This window comes from Nocardia sp. NPDC059180 (genome assembly GCF_042754945.1).
Classification (GTDB): Bacteria; Actinomycetota; Actinomycetes; order Mycobacteriales; family Mycobacteriaceae; genus Nocardia.
Map to the genome: position 1 here is coordinate 160,075 of NZ_JBHZBU010000003.1, position 13,607 is coordinate 173,681.

The 13,607-nt window shown below is 67.5% G+C and carries 12 protein-coding genes; 9 read left to right on the top strand and 3 right to left on the bottom strand.

Going from position 1 to position 13,607, the window contains the following annotated elements; translation table 11 throughout:
* Positions 1 to 29 precede the first annotated feature (29 nt).
* From ACFXNW_RS11230 to ACFXNW_RS11245, 4 genes are read left to right on the top strand one after another with little or no spacing between them, the layout of a single operon-like run.
* On the top strand, positions 30 to 1,025 hold the full coding sequence (locus ACFXNW_RS11230; RefSeq protein WP_379417533.1) for an ABC transporter substrate-binding protein: 996 nt from the start codon (positions 30 to 32) through the stop codon (positions 1,023 to 1,025).
* Entirely contained in the window at positions 1,022 to 2,251 is a 1,230-nt protein-coding gene (gene entS / locus ACFXNW_RS11235; RefSeq protein WP_379417534.1) for an enterobactin transporter EntS, read from the top strand. The genes ACFXNW_RS11230 and entS overlap by 4 nt, the downstream gene beginning before the upstream one ends.
* Positions 2,251 to 3,090 carry a siderophore-interacting protein gene (locus ACFXNW_RS11240; protein WP_379417535.1) on the top strand — a complete coding sequence of 280 codons (840 nt, stop codon included), beginning with the start codon at positions 2,251 to 2,253 and terminating at the stop codon, positions 3,088 to 3,090. Before entS ends, ACFXNW_RS11240 begins: the two co-directional genes overlap by 1 nt.
* A gap of 5 nt (positions 3,091 to 3,095) precedes the next feature.
* Positions 3,096 to 3,335 (top strand): phosphopantetheine-binding protein, encoded by a 240-nt coding sequence (locus ACFXNW_RS11245; protein WP_379417536.1) that lies wholly within the window; start codon positions 3,096 to 3,098, stop codon positions 3,333 to 3,335.
* A 35-nt stretch (positions 3,336 to 3,370) separates the two neighbouring features.
* Here ACFXNW_RS11245 and ACFXNW_RS11250 read toward each other — a convergent pair whose 3' ends face one another.
* Positions 3,371 to 5,017, bottom strand: coding sequence for a (2,3-dihydroxybenzoyl)adenylate synthase (locus ACFXNW_RS11250; protein WP_379417537.1), 1,647 nt, complete (start codon positions 5,015 to 5,017; stop codon positions 3,371 to 3,373).
* Positions 5,018 to 5,120: 103 nt separating this feature from the next.
* Between ACFXNW_RS11250 and ACFXNW_RS11255 the strand changes: the two genes are divergently transcribed.
* The 4 genes from ACFXNW_RS11255 (at position 5,121) to ACFXNW_RS11270 (ending at position 10,505) form a co-directional block, all read left to right on the top strand.
* A complete protein-coding gene (locus tag ACFXNW_RS11255; RefSeq protein ID WP_379417538.1) occupies positions 5,121 to 5,924 on the top strand; it encodes an SDR family oxidoreductase in 804 nt (267 codons plus the stop codon).
* Positions 5,925 to 5,994: 70 nt separating this feature from the next.
* Positions 5,995 to 6,648, top strand: coding sequence for an isochorismatase family protein (locus tag ACFXNW_RS11260; protein WP_379417539.1), 654 nt, complete (start codon positions 5,995 to 5,997; stop codon positions 6,646 to 6,648).
* Positions 6,649 to 6,745: 97 nt separating this feature from the next.
* Positions 6,746 to 9,652, top strand: a complete 2,907-nt coding sequence (locus tag ACFXNW_RS11265; protein ID WP_379417540.1) for a UPF0182 family protein — start codon at positions 6,746 to 6,748, stop codon at positions 9,650 to 9,652.
* A 22-nt stretch (positions 9,653 to 9,674) separates the two neighbouring features.
* Positions 9,675 to 10,505, top strand: a complete 831-nt coding sequence (locus ACFXNW_RS11270) for an acyl-CoA thioesterase (RefSeq protein WP_379417541.1) — start codon at positions 9,675 to 9,677, stop codon at positions 10,503 to 10,505.
* Between the two features lie 237 nt (positions 10,506 to 10,742).
* Here ACFXNW_RS11270 and ACFXNW_RS11275 read toward each other — a convergent pair whose 3' ends face one another.
* Positions 10,743 to 12,104: a flavin monoamine oxidase family protein gene (locus tag ACFXNW_RS11275; protein ID WP_379417542.1), complete on the bottom strand. Its 1,362-nt coding sequence runs from the start codon at positions 12,102 to 12,104 to the stop codon at positions 10,743 to 10,745.
* A 127-nt stretch (positions 12,105 to 12,231) separates the two neighbouring features.
* Positions 12,232 to 12,852, bottom strand: a complete 621-nt coding sequence (locus ACFXNW_RS11280; RefSeq protein WP_379417543.1) for a TetR/AcrR family transcriptional regulator — start codon at positions 12,850 to 12,852, stop codon at positions 12,232 to 12,234.
* A 144-nt stretch (positions 12,853 to 12,996) separates the two neighbouring features.
* Between ACFXNW_RS11280 and ACFXNW_RS11285 the strand changes: the two genes are divergently transcribed.
* Positions 12,997 to 13,590, top strand: a complete 594-nt coding sequence (locus ACFXNW_RS11285) for a DUF1345 domain-containing protein (RefSeq protein ID WP_379417544.1) — start codon at positions 12,997 to 12,999, stop codon at positions 13,588 to 13,590.
* Positions 13,591 to 13,607 lie beyond the last annotated feature (17 nt).

Below are 13,607 nucleotides of genomic sequence, written 5' to 3' on the forward strand. Positions count from 1 at the left end.
ACCACGAGAAAGAAGAGAGCAACACATCCATGTTCATCACCAGATCGACGACTCGGCTACGCACCGCGGTCGCCCTGCTGATCCTTGCGCTGACCGCGCTCGTCGCCGGCTGTGGCGCCGACTCCGAGGCCATCGAGGCGGGCGGAACCCGCCAGGTGCAGACCGAGCGCGGACCCGTCGACGTCCCCGCTGATCCGCAGCGCATCGTCGTTCTCAACGGCGCCCTCACCGGATACCTCTACGACCTCGGGGCGCCCGTCGCCGCCGCCGACCCGCGGCTGCTCGGCGTCAATACCCGCACCGGCGGGTTCCCCGACGGCTGGGCCGCGGACGCCGAGGAGCAGGGCACCGTCGAACTTCCGATCGGCGACAACATCAACCTGGAGTTCATCGCCAATCAGCGCCCCGACCTGATCATCGGTGGCGGACAGGGCTTCCCGGCGCAGCAGTCCATCAACGCCTACGACCAGCTCTCGGCCATCGCGCCCACCGTGCTGGTGCCGTCGAGCGTCACCGACTGGGCGGACCAGTTGCGGGTGGTCGCCGATGCGGTCGGCCGTCCCGACAAGGTCGATGGGCTGATCACCGCGTACCAGGACAAGGTCGCCAAGGTCAAGGAGTCGGTGAAGGCACCCGCGGGCGCCGTCGCGTTCGTACAGTCGGTCAAGAGCAACGAGCCGACGCTGTTCCTGCCGTCGGCCGCGCTGCCGCAGCTGCTCGCCGAGGTGGGCTTCACCATCGACGACAAGGTGTCGGAGAAGGCGGGCAACCCGGCCAAGCCGGAGGCCGCAGACTGGTTCCACTTCAGTCCCGAGCTGCTGAGCACTGTCGTCGACGCGCCGGTCGTGTTCGTCGTCTCGCTGGCCGGTGGCCGCGATGCGACCCAGCTCGCCGAGGATCCGCTGTACGCGCAGCTGCCCGCGTTCACCTCGGGCAACGTCTTCGAGCTGCCCGCGACCAGCGCCCGTCCCGATTACCGCAGTGTCATGGCCACCCTCGACCTGATCGCGGAGCGCTTCAAGTGACAGCAGTCTCCGGCCTGCTGATCGACATCTCGCCGCTGCGGACGAGCCGGCCGTTCCGGGCCGCGTTCGCCGCACGGCTGGTGTCGGTGCTCGGTATCGGACTGCTGATGGTGGCCCTGCCCGTGCAGGTCTATCAGCTCTCCGGTTCCACCTTGCACGTCGCCGGAGTCACCACCGTCACGGCGATCGCACTGTTCACCGGCAGCCTCGCCGGTGGTGTGATCGCCGACCGGTTCGATCGCCGCACGGTGATCCAATGGTCGCGGACCGCCGCGGGAGTGGGTTTCTTGGCGCTGGGCGCCAATGCGCTGCTGCCGGATCCGCAGCTGGTGATCATCTACGCCGCCGCCGCCCTGGACGGGGCGGCGGGCGGTGTCAGCGGCACCGCCATGATGGCGCTGGTTCCGGTGCTCGTCGGCCGGGAAAAGGTGGCCGCAGCGGGTGCGCTGACCGCGCTCACCTCCGACCTCGGCACCATGATCACCCCGGCGTTCGCGGGCATTCTCATCGCGCAAACCGGTGTCGCCCCGGCGTTCTTCATCGCCGCGGGCGCCACCGCCGCGACCGTCGGGCTGATCCGCGCGATCGGCCCGGCGCCGCCGCCCACGCGTGATACCGAACATCCGCTGCGTGAGCTCGCCACCGGGATTCGTTTCGCGATGGACCACAAGGTGATCCGCGCGGCTCTGCTGACCGGTCTGATCGCGATGTTGGTCAGCGGTCCGCTGGTGTTGCTGCCCGCGTTCGCCGATGTCGAACTGGGCGCGGGGCCGACCACACTGGGTCTGCTCTACGCCGCACCCGGTGCCGGCGCGGTGATCGGGTCGCTGACCAGCGGCTGGATCGGGCGCAGCCGCAACCCCGGACGTGACCTGCTGGTCTCGCTGGCGATCATGCCGCTCGGCGTCATCGCGGCCGGACTGTCACCACATGCGGCGGGCGTGTTCCTCGGCTTGGCCGGTTTCGGTGTGGCGAGGGCGGTGAACATGGTGCTGCGCTACACCGTGCTGCAGCAGCATGCGCCCGATGAGCTGCGCGGCCGGATCTCCGGTCTGCTCATGGTGCAGGCCGTCACCGGTACCGCCATCGGTTCGATGGTCGCGGGCGTGGTCGGCCAATTGTTCGCTCCCGCCACGGCGCTGGTGATCTACGGAACCTCGGTGCTGGTACTCACCGCACTCACCGCCGCGCTGTCGGGATCGTTGTACGAGAAGAAGGAGCAGTAATGGTGGATCGCGCCGCCTATGCCGAACGCATCACCGAGGTGCTGGCGGGGACGCATGGGGACAAGGTGGGCTATCCCATCGGGCTCTGCGAGGTGGAGGTGCTGCGCTCCGAAAAAGTGGGCGCGGGACTGCTTCGCATCACCTTCGGCGGCACCGACCTCGCCGGATTCCACAGCTACGTGCCGGATGAGCATGTGCGGCTGGTGTTCCCTGGCGATGACGGCGTGCTGCGGTTGCCGCGACGCGACGGACTGTCGCTGGAATGGGGCAACCCGCGTCCGGTATCGCGGGAGTACACGGTGCGCCGCTACGACGCCGAAACACTCGAGCTGGACATCGAATTCGCCATCCATCCCGGCGGCCTCGCCTCCGACTGGGCCCTTGCCGCGACCCCCGGCACCCGCATCCACATCGCGGGCCCGCCCGGTGGTGTGGTGGTGCCGAGCACCTACGACAAGTACCTGCTCGCCGGTGACATCACGGCGCTGCCCGCGATCGCGCGCTGGCTGGAGTGGTTGCCCCGCACCGCCTCCGGCTGGGTATTCGTCGAGGTCACCGGCCCGGAGGAAGAGATCGCGCTGGACGCGCCCGCCGGTGTCGAGGTGCGCTGGGTGCATCGCGGCGACGTCGCACCCGGCCACAGCGACGCGTTCGAACAGGCCGTGCGCACCGTGACCGTGCCCTCCGGAGAACGGGTGTATGTGTGGCTGGCCGCCGAAGCCGGTGTGCTGCGCCCGCTGCGGCGCTGGGTGCGCACCGAACTGGGCGTCGAGCCGAAGGACTATCTGATCGCCGGCTACTGGAAGCGCGGCGTGGCCGATTTCGACCGAGAGGAATGAGTTCCATGAGCGACGAAAAGACCATCCCCGCCGATCGGCATTTCATCGTCGACGACATCGCCGCCGCACTCGGCGTGCCTGCCGCGGAGCTGACGATCGACACCAATCTGCTGGATGCGGGCCTGGATTCGGTCCGGATCATGTCCCTGGTGGAGAAGTGGCGCGCCGCCGGACATGAGCAGATCGACTTCGCGTCCCTCGCCTCCGATCCGGTCCTCGGTTCCTGGCTGGACGCGCTGTCGTGACCGGTGGCGCGGCGAGGACCGCGCCACCGGCCCGCTCACTTCGCTTGCGCGCCCTCGGCGAGCAGCTGACGCAGTTCGCGCCTGCTGGTCTTGCCGACACCGGTTTCCGGGAAATGCTCGACGATCACCACCGCGTCGGGCATTTTCCACGCCGCCACACCGCGCTCACGCACGAACGAGCGCACCGTGGTCAGCGTCGGCCGGTCCGCGTCCTCGACCGGCTGCACGAAGGCGCAGATCCGTTGTCCGAGTACCGGGTCCGGGGTGCCGATGATCACCGCATCGCGCACGGCGGGGTGTTCGAGCAGATGGGCCTCGAGCTCTTCGGCAGATACCTTCTCCCCGCCGCGGTTGACCCAGTCGCCCGCCCGGCCCTTGACGACGATATTGCCGTCGGGACGCACGCTGACCATGTCGCCGGTGCGGTACCAGCCGTCGGCGGTGAAGCTGCGGGCATTGGCGTCGGGATTGTCGTAGTAGCCGCGAATCGTATACGGGCCCTCGGTGATCAGGTTGCCGTCGGCGCCCGTCGGCACCGGGTTGCCGTCGTCGTCGACCACCGCGATCCGGTCGTGCGGCGACATCGGGCGGCCCTGAGTGGAGACGACGACGTCGATGGGGTCGTCCAAGCGGGTGTAGCAGACCAGGCCCTCGGCCATGCCGAATACCTGCTGGAGGGTCACGCCGAGCGCCGGACCGATCCGGCGGGCCAGCTCATCCTGGCAGCGCGCACCACCCACCTGCACGACCCGCAGACTCGACAGATCGGCGGTGGTACCGGCTTCGGCGCGCTCGACCCAGAGCCGAGCCAGCGGCGGGACCAGTCCGGTGATCGTGACACCGAATCGTTCGATCGCGGCGAAAGCCGTGGCCGGGGTGGGATCGGGAGTCATGGCGACCGTGCCGCCCGCCCACAACGCGCCGAGAATGCCGGGGGAGCTCATCGGAAAGTTGTGCGCCACCGGCAACGTCGCGAGATAGACGGTGTCGCTGTCGAGTTCGCAGATCTCGGCGCTGCGGCGAACGCTGTAGAGGTAGTCGTCGTGGGTGCGGGGGATGAGCTTCGGTATACCCGTGCTGCCGCCGGACAATTGCAGGAAGGCGACGTCCGCGGCGTCGAGCGTCGGCAGTTGGGCGGGCTCGTCCCGGAATTCGGCGAGATCGCGGGTGCGCCCGGGCAGCACATCGCCCGCGCCGCTGACGATCAGCACATGCTCGATCGTGTCGACCTGGTCGCGGATCGAATCCGCCAGGGCCGCATGGTCGAAACGCTGATGCTGTGCGCAGGTGATCATCGCCTTCGCCGCGGCCGCCGTCGCGATGGGCACCAGTTCGGCCTGACGGTGGGCGGGCAGGCAGAACACCGGCAGCGCGCCAAGCCGAAACAGCGCGAAGATCACCTCAACGAACTCGGCGCGGTTGGGCAGCTGTACGAGTACCCGGTCCCGGCAACCGATTCCGAGCCGCGACAAGCCCGTGGCCAATCCGCGGGAGCGGTGATCGAGCTCTGCGTATGTCCAACGGTGTGTGTCGTCCACGACGGCAAGCGCCTCGGGCGTCGCGGCCGCGCGCGCGGACAGCACATCGCCGAATGTCTCTCCGGTCCACAGCTTGTGCTCGCGGTACCGGTTCGCATCGGCTTCCGGCCAGGGTGTGAATCCGGCCAGATCAGTCGAAGCCATTGTGGGCCACCTCTTTTCAGCGAATCGGATCGTTCGGCGCTCCACTCGAATGTCACATCTCGAGGGGAAGCGCCCCACATTCTTATCAGGTTAGGCTAACCTCATGTTTATGAACGTTTCGGGACAGCGCGTGGTCGTCGTCACCGGGGCCGCCGCCGGAATCGGTGCGGCAGTGGCGGCCGAACTCGCGCCGGGGGCACGGGCGCTCGCGCTCTGGGACCGTGATCCGCGCGTCCACCGGGTCGCTGCCGAAATCGCCGCACAGTCACCGTGTTCGGTAGCGGCGGCAGAAGTCGATGTGACCGATGCGAAGTCCGTCGCCGCCGCATTCGACGGGCTCGTCGCCGAGCACGGCGTACCCGATGTGGTCGCGCACGCCGCCGGTGTCATGCGCGAGGGCAGCGCGCTGGAAGTGTCCGCCGATCAGTGGGACGAGAGCCTGGCGGTCAACGCGACCGGAACCATGCACGTCACCCAGTGCGCGGCCCGTGAGATGGTCGCGGCCGGACGCGGGGCGATCGTGGTGGTGTCCTCCAACGCCGCGAGCACCCCACGCGTCGGTATGGCCGCCTACTGCGCGGCCAAAGCCGCGGCCACCGCCTTCACCCGCGCGCTCGCCTTACAGGTCGCGCCACACGGTGTCCGGGTGAATCTCGTGTCCCCTGGGTCCACCGACACCGCGATGCTGCGCGGCATGTACGCCGACGACGCCGGGCCCCTCGACGACGCCGCCCGCACCGCGGTGCTCGACGGCGACGCGCACGCCTATCGCCTCGGCATCCCGTTGCGCCGCATCGCCACCGCCGCCGATATCGCAGCGGCGGTCCGCTTCCTCGCCTCCGAGGACGCCCGCCACATCACCATGCACGACCTGCGGGTGGACGGCGGCGCAACGCTCGATATGTGAAACCGGGGGCCTATTCGCCCTGCTGGCCTTATCGGCCGTCACCACCGATACGACGAACCGGAGAGATGTCATGCCCATACCCCCGATCGCGCCCTACGACCTACCCACCCTCGCGGAGGTCGCACCGAACGAGGTGGCCTGGACCGTCGATCCGGAGCGCAGCGCACTGCTGATCCACGATATGCAGCAGTATTTCCTGTCTGCCTACGACGTCGATCAGGAACCCGCCCGCACCCTGCTGTCGAATATCGTCCGGCTTCGCGACCGCTGCCACGAGCTCGACATCCCGGTCATCTACACCATGCAGCCGGGCAGCCAGCATCCCTCGCGGCGCGGCATCCTCGCCGATTTCTGGGGCACCGGCATGTCGCAGGGACCCGATACCGAGGTCGTCGCCGAATTGCGTCCCGATACCCGCGATATCCAGGTCACCAAATGGCGATATTCGGCGTTCCAGCGCACCGACCTACGCGAGCTACTCGGCTACTACAACCGCGATCAACTCATGATCACCGGCGTCTACACCCATATGGGCTGCATGCTCAGTGCCGCGGAGGCGTTCATGAGCGATGTGCGTCCGTTCCTCGCTCTCGACGCCACCGCCGATTTCAGCCGGGAGGAACACCTCATGGCGTTGAACTACACCGCGCGCCGCTGCGGTGCGGTGCTCACGACCGCCGATCTGCTCGCGCAGCTCAGCGAGGTACCCGCGCGGGCCGGCTGAGCGAGCCCGCCGCTCGTGTCCGGCCGGTAGGATCGGACCCACATGGCCCGTCTCGGCCGCCTACCCGTCGGCCGGCTCAGCCACGGGAGAGTGGGTGATGAGCACACGCGAGATCCCCAGCTGGCGGCGGTTGCCTCGCAGCATTCGGCTGCTGGTGATCACCGTGGCGATGCTCGTCGTGTTGCTGCTGGTGGTGCCCCGGCTGATCGGGGTCTACATCGGCTGGTTGTGGTTCGGTGAAGTCGGCTATCGCGATGTCTGGCGCACCGTCTTGGTCACCCGCCTGACGTTGTTCGTCGTGGTCGGCGTGTTCGTCGGCGGCGCCGTGTTCGCGGCGATGTGGTTCGCGTACCGATATCGGCCGCTGCTGCTCGTCGACAAAGGGCCCGAGGACTACCTGCTGCCCTATCGCAGCGTGGTGCTGCACCGGGCGCGGTGGTTCGGGCTCGGCATCGCCGCGGCGCTGGGGCTCATCTGCGGCTTGATCGGGCAGTCACGATGGATGACAGTGCAGCTGTTCCTGCACGGCGGAGCCTTCGGTATCGACGATCCCGAATTCGGGCACGACATCGGGTTCTTCGTCTTCGATCTGCCGTTCTATCGGCTCGTGGTGAGCTGGTTGTTCGCCACCGTCGTGCTCGGCTTCCTGGCCTGCCTCGCGGCGCACTACCTGTTCGGGGGCCTGCGGCTGACCGGAAAGGATCCGGGGCTGACCAGGGCCGCGCGGGTCCAGCTCGCCGTGCTGGTCGGTGCGTTCATCCTGTTGAAGGCCATCGCGTACTGGCTCGACCGCTACGCGTTGCTGTCGAGCCACAGCCGCGAACCCACGTTCGCCGGTGCGGGGTACACCGATATCAACGCGGTCCTACCGGCCCGGCTGATCATGTTCGCGATCGCCCTCATCTGTGCGGCCGCAGTGTTCTCCGCGGTGGTGGTGCGTGACCTGCGCATCCCGGCGATGGCCGCCGCGCTGTTGGTGCTGTCCTCGATTCTGGTCGGCGGGGTGTGGCCGCTGGCGGTCGAGCAGCTCTCGGTCCGGCCCAATGCCGCCGACAAGGAACGCACCTATATCGAACGCAATATCGCGGCGACACGCCAGGCATACGGGATCGGCGCAGACCGGGTCGAATATCAGCCGTATCCGGGGATCGGCACCAAGGCGCCCCCGGAGGTCCCGGCGGACGCGACCACGATCGCCAATATGCGCCTGCTCGACCCGAACGTGCTCTCCCGCACCTTCACCCAGCAACAGCAGCTGAAGAACTTCTACAGCTTCCCCGACACACTGGACCTGGACCGCTACCGCATCGATGGACAGCTGCGCGACTACGTGGTCGCGGCCAGGGAACTGACCCCGACCGCGCTCAGCGCCAACCAGCGGCACTGGGTCAACCGGCACACCGTCTACACCCACGGCAACGGTTTCGTCGCCGCGCCTGCCAATCGGGTCAATGCCGCGGTGCGTGATGCGGCCGGCGACGCGGAGAGCAGCAACAGCGGATACCCGATCTACACCGTGAGCGATATCGCCAGCGCGGCGTCCGGGCATCAGGTGATCCCGGTCGACCAGCCGAGGATCTATTTCGGCGAAGTGATCGCCCAGGCCGACCCGGACTATTCCATCGTCGGCGGCGGCACCGAACCCCGCGAATACGACACCGACAGCACCAAATACACCTACGACGGCGCGGGCGGCGTCCCGATCGGGAACTGGCTCACCCGCCTGGCCTTCGCCGTGAACTACGCCGAACGCAACATCATCTTCTCCGATGCCATAGACGCCGATTCGAAGATCATCTTCAACCGCGATCCACGACATCGCGTGGAACTCGTCGCGCCCTGGCTGACCACCGACAACGACCCCTACCCTGCGGTGGTCGACGGCCGGATCGTGTGGATCGTGGACGCGTACACCACGATCGACGGCTACCCGTACGCCAAGCGCAGCTCGCTCGAGGCCCTCGCTCCCGGTAACGAGATCGAAGGCGGGCCCTTCGAAGAGCTGTCCTACGTGCGCAATTCGATCAAGGCCACCGTCGACGCCTACGACGGCACGGTGACCCTCTATCAGGTCGACCAGAACGATCCGGTGCTGGACGCGTGGATGAACGTTTTCCCTGGAACGGTCGAGCCCCCGGAGGCGATCAGCGCGGAACTGCGCGCGCACTTCCGGTATCCGGAAGATCTGTTCTCCATCCAGCGCGAGATGCTGGCCAAGTATCATGTGGACGAGCCGCGAGAGTTCTTCACCACCAACGCGTTCTGGTCGGTACCAAGCGATCCGACCGTGGAGACCAACCCGCACCAGCACCCGTTCTATGTGCTGCAAGGGGATCCGGAGACCGCCGATCCGTCGTTCCGGTTGGCCAGTGCCATGGTCGGGTTCAACCGAGAGTTCCTGTCCGCATACATCTCTGTCGACTGCGATCCGGAGAACTACGGCAGATTCACCGTCTTGCAGCTGCCCACCGACACCCTCACCCAGGGGCCGCAGCAGATCCAGAACTCGATGATCTCCGATACCAGAGTGGCCTCCGAGCGCACCTTGCTCGAACGTTCCAACCGCATCCAGTACGGCAATCTGCTCACTCTGCCGATCGCCGAAGGTGGTGTGTTGTATGTCGAACCGCTGTTCACCGAACGGATTTCGACCGCAGCGAACGGATCGACCTTCCCGCAGTTGGCGCGGGTGCTTGTCAGTTACCGCGACCCGGGGACCGGCGGCGTCCGGGTCGGCTACGCCCCGACCCTCGCCGAGGCGCTCGACCAGGTATTCGGGCCCGAGACCGGAAACCTCGCCACCGCGCCGGGTGGCGGGCCCGCGGCACCGCCACCGCCGGGTCGGCCTCGACCAGCACCCCCGGCCGGACCGGGTCCGACCCAGGCCCCGCCGCCGGTGGACGAGGCGACGATCGCCGAACTCAACGCCCAGATCGACGCCATCCGCGCCGCCCTCGACCGGATTCAGCAGCAGGTGAACGGCCTCCAACGTCCCGGCGGCTGAGCCGGACGCTATCGTCGGCGGTATGCCGCCGCTCATCGCCCCACCGCATCAGTTCGACGCCGCCACCACGGTGAAGCCGGGCGAATCCGGAGTACTGCTCGGCCGGACCAGCGCCGACTACGCCAATATGGTCGGCCCGTTCGGCGGGGTCACCGCGGCGACGCTGCTGCGCTCGGCGCTGGAGCATCCGGACCGTCTCGGCGACCCGGTCTCGCTCACCGTGAACTTCGCCGGGCCGATCGCCGACGGCGAATTCGAGGTGAGTGCCGATCCGGTGCGCACCAACCGCAGCACCCAGCATTGGACGATCGCGCTCGAACAGGGCGAGGAGACGACCACCACGGCCACGGCGGTCTTCGGTGTCCGGCGGCCGGGCTGGACCGATACCGAACTGACGATGCCGGACGTGCCGCCCGTCGAATCCGTCGCCGCCCAGCAGTTCCCGGACGGTATCGCCTGGTTCCGCAACTACGACATGCGGTTCGTCGAAGGCGGCCCGGAACCGATCGTCGCCGGACAGCCCGGCGGCTCACAGACCACCCTCTGGGTGCGCGACCAGCCGCAGCGGCCGCTGGACTTCCCCGCCCTCACCGCGCTCGCCGACGTCTTCATGCCCCGCGTGATGCTGCGCCTCGGCCGGCTGGTGCCCGCGGGCACCGTCTCGCTGACGGTCTACTACCACGCCGACGCCGCCGCCCTCGCCGCACAGGGCGACCGTCCGCTGCTCGCCACGGCCAACGCACAGCACTTCGGCGGCGGGTATTTCGACCAGACCGGACAGCTGTGGAGCGCCGACGGAACGCTGCTCGTCACCACCCATCAGATGGTGTATTTCAAGGCCGACGCGATCTGAGAATTGCCCGCTCGAGGGCTTGACTGGCGCCGAATCCGGAGGACACTGGTTATATACCGGAACACCGAAGAGTGTGACGTGTTCGAAGAAGACGTTCAGAGAACAGTGGTTGCACAAATCAAGATCCGGCTAGGCCCCCGGCAAGCCAGTCGAGTAACCGGAGCCATCAGCGACGACTGAGGTTCATGGATTCGATGGAGACTACCGGGGACTGTTCTGTTCAGGGGGAAGTCTCGATCAGTGCAGGGCCGCAACCAGCGCCGCGAGCACCTCATCGGCCGCGCGGCGCCCCGAGCGGATGGCGCCGTCCATGTACCCGTTCCAGATCTGCGCGGTCTCCGCACCAGCCCAGTGGATTCGATCGACCGGTGCCGACAGCGCCGCCCCGTAGTTGGTCCAGGCACCGGCGCCGAGCCGGCCGCCGTAGCAGCCGCGCGTGAATTCCTCGGCGTTCCAGTCCTGTTCCAGGACGTCGAACGGGTCGGCCGCCTTCGGGCCGAAGTACTTCACCAGTGTGTTCACCACCAGCTCCCGGCGTTGCTCCGACGTCATCGCATCGGCCCGGCGCGCGTGGGCACCCTCGAGGAAACCGACCAGCACGCCGCACGACCCGTCGGGCGGCGAATTGTCCAGGACCGGGCTGAAACCGTCATCGAGGCTGAGGACGAAACCGCTGAGGCCCTCCTCGCGCCAGAACGGCGTGTCGTAGCCGACCTGGAACTTGATCACCGAACCCGCAGGCATCTGCTGGGTCAGTCCGTCACGCAGCGCAGGCAGCGCTGGGACATAGCGCAGCCGACCAGCCAGTGTCGGAGGCACGGCAACGATCACTCGCTGTGCCATGACGCTGCCGCCCTCGTATTCGACGGTCACTCGATCCGCGTCCTGGCGGATCGTCCGGACCACGGCACCCAGCAGGACGGCCTCGCCCAGTGCGCCGGCCATCCGCTCCGAGATCTGGTGCGTGCCACCGACCACTCGAGTTTCCTGCGCCCCGCCGGTGGTGGCGATCAGGGTTTGCAGGCTGGTCCCGGACTTGATGTAGAACAGGAAATGCAGCAGGGACAGCTCGGGCGCCTCAGCTGAGAAGAGCGCGGGCACCAGTACGGCGAACAGTTGCCGCGCGACGGTGTCGTCGGTGTTCGCGACCAGCCAGGCGTCGAGTGTCTGACGGTCCAAGTCCTCGGCATTCTCGGACTCCCACGGTGTGGCGGTGGTGACCGTCGCCGCCAGGGTTTCCAATTGCATCCACAGCCTGCCGACTTCCATCGCCGAATCCGCGGGGAGTCCGAAGGTTTCGTCGGCGTACCGCACGACCCGACCCTGCGCGACGGTCAGGTTGTCACCCTCGTCGTAGCTGGGAAACGTCTGTAGCCCGAGTTCGTCGATCAGCTCGCGAACCACGCCCTGGGTGGGGCCGATCCATTGGCCGCCCATTTCCACCGGTACGCCGTTGCTGAGGAAGCCACCGTGGTTGCGGCCGCCGACGCGGTCGCGCGCTTCGAGTACCAGCACGCTCCGTCCGGCCATGGCCAGCATGCGGGCCGCGCTCAGACCGGCGAGCCCGGCCCCCACTACGACGACGTCGACATTCTGCATCGCCACTCCTCCATGAGTAAGTCGGTCGCATGACTGATATGACGGAGATTACTGCCCCCACACCTGCGGCACAACCCTCAGTGGGGTATTAATTCATACAGGTGACTGAATTCGGGTACGAGGATCGTCAGTCCCGTGCCGGGGAAGCGGAACGGATGCCGGCGAGGGCGATCATCATCTCGATCGCGGCCTCCAGGTTTTCCCGCGATCGACTGTCATTGGGGTCGCACACATGCTGGAGAACGAGCCCGTCCACACAGGCCAGCAGGACCCGCGCGAGGCGGCCGAAGGGCGCCGCGCAGGTCTCGCCGGCGTCATGCGCGGCCCGCTGGCACCATTCGGCGACAATGGCGGCGTAGCGCTCGTACTGCCAGCGCGCAAGACTCTCCTGACCTGGCGTGCGTAAGGCGTAGGTGACGAGTTCGTACTGCATGACCTGCAAGTTCGTTCGCTCTGTCACCAGATGCGACCAGAAGCTGTGCGCACCCTGGCGGATCGCATGCTCGAGCCCCTGCCCCAGCTCCACCGAATCTTCGAGCACGGCCGCGATCTCGTCGACCACGTCCTCGATCACCGCCCGCAACAGCTGCTCTTTCGAGGGAAATACGTACTGCATCGTGCCGAGCGGAACCCCGGCCTCGGCGGCGACGGCGCGCAACGATGTCCCCGCCACGCCGCCGCGGGCGAACGCGACGCGGGCGGCCGCCACCAGTTGGCCGCGGCGCACCGACGCTTCGATGTACGGCATGACAGCCCTCCTCGGTCAGTTGACCGAAATTCTGCCATGCATGCCGCGCCGACCACGATCGACAATGCCTCGAAATCAGTCGCACGACCGACACGTTGCCGAATTCGCGATATGCCTTCGGCAGACCTGGTAAAGGTAAGTTCCGTGCGCCGCACGCTGCTCGGGGGGCTCGAGGTCGGCCTGACCGCGGTGGGTCTGGCCTGGTTGCTGGCGTCCATCGGTTCCCAGGCCGGTGTCGAACTGCTGGTGCTCTGGAACGGGCTGGCGATCGTCTACATGGTGACGGGCTGGCTGTTGCTGCGCCGCGACCTACCCGCGGCACGGTCCGACGAGCTGGTCGGCCCCCGCTGGTACACGACCGTGCTGGCACTGGTGGCCAGTGCCTCCGGCCTGACGGCGGGGTTCGTCATGGTCGCGGGCACCAACGCGGGCGACGAACTCGCGCAGGGAATATCGGCGGCCACCGTCCTGATCTCGTGGTTGCTGCTGCATACCGCGTTCGCACAGATCTACACCCACGCCTTCTTCGCCGACGGCGGTCTGCGCTTTCCGGACTGCGCCACGCCGGGGCTGTCGGAGTTCGTGTACTTCTCCTTCGTGATCGGCACGTCGTTCGCGGTGTCCGATGTGTCGGTCGTGAGTACGGCGATGCGCCGACGGGTGACCGCGCACAGTGTTCTCAGCTTCTTTTTCAACGCGGCCGTGGTTGCCATCGCGATCGACTGGCTGAAGAGCTGATCGCACTCGTCGCCGCG

What these genes read in the sequence shown, in the direction of transcription:
- ACFXNW_RS11230 (WP_379417533.1), top strand. Translation starts at nt 30, where the DNA reads ATGTTCATCACCAGATCGACGACTCGGCTACGCACCGCGGTCGCCCTG.
- ACFXNW_RS11240 (WP_379417535.1), top strand. Translation starts at nt 2,251, where the DNA reads ATGGTGGATCGCGCCGCCTATGCCGAACGCATCACCGAGGTGCTGGCG.
- ACFXNW_RS11245 (WP_379417536.1), top strand. Translation starts at nt 3,096, where the DNA reads ATGAGCGACGAAAAGACCATCCCCGCCGATCGGCATTTCATCGTCGAC.
- ACFXNW_RS11250 (WP_379417537.1), bottom strand. Translation starts at nt 5,017, where the DNA reads ATGGCTTCGACTGATCTGGCCGGATTCACACCCTGGCCGGAAGCCGAT.
- ACFXNW_RS11255 (WP_379417538.1), top strand. Translation starts at nt 5,121, where the DNA reads ATGTTTATGAACGTTTCGGGACAGCGCGTGGTCGTCGTCACCGGGGCC.
- ACFXNW_RS11260 (WP_379417539.1), top strand. Translation starts at nt 5,995, where the DNA reads ATGCCCATACCCCCGATCGCGCCCTACGACCTACCCACCCTCGCGGAG.
- ACFXNW_RS11265 (WP_379417540.1), top strand. Translation starts at nt 6,746, where the DNA reads ATGAGCACACGCGAGATCCCCAGCTGGCGGCGGTTGCCTCGCAGCATT.
- ACFXNW_RS11270 (WP_379417541.1), top strand. Translation starts at nt 9,675, where the DNA reads ATGCCGCCGCTCATCGCCCCACCGCATCAGTTCGACGCCGCCACCACG.
- ACFXNW_RS11275 (WP_379417542.1), bottom strand. Translation starts at nt 12,104, where the DNA reads ATGCAGAATGTCGACGTCGTCGTAGTGGGGGCCGGGCTCGCCGGTCTG.
- ACFXNW_RS11280 (WP_379417543.1), bottom strand. Translation starts at nt 12,852, where the DNA reads ATGCCGTACATCGAAGCGTCGGTGCGCCGCGGCCAACTGGTGGCGGCC.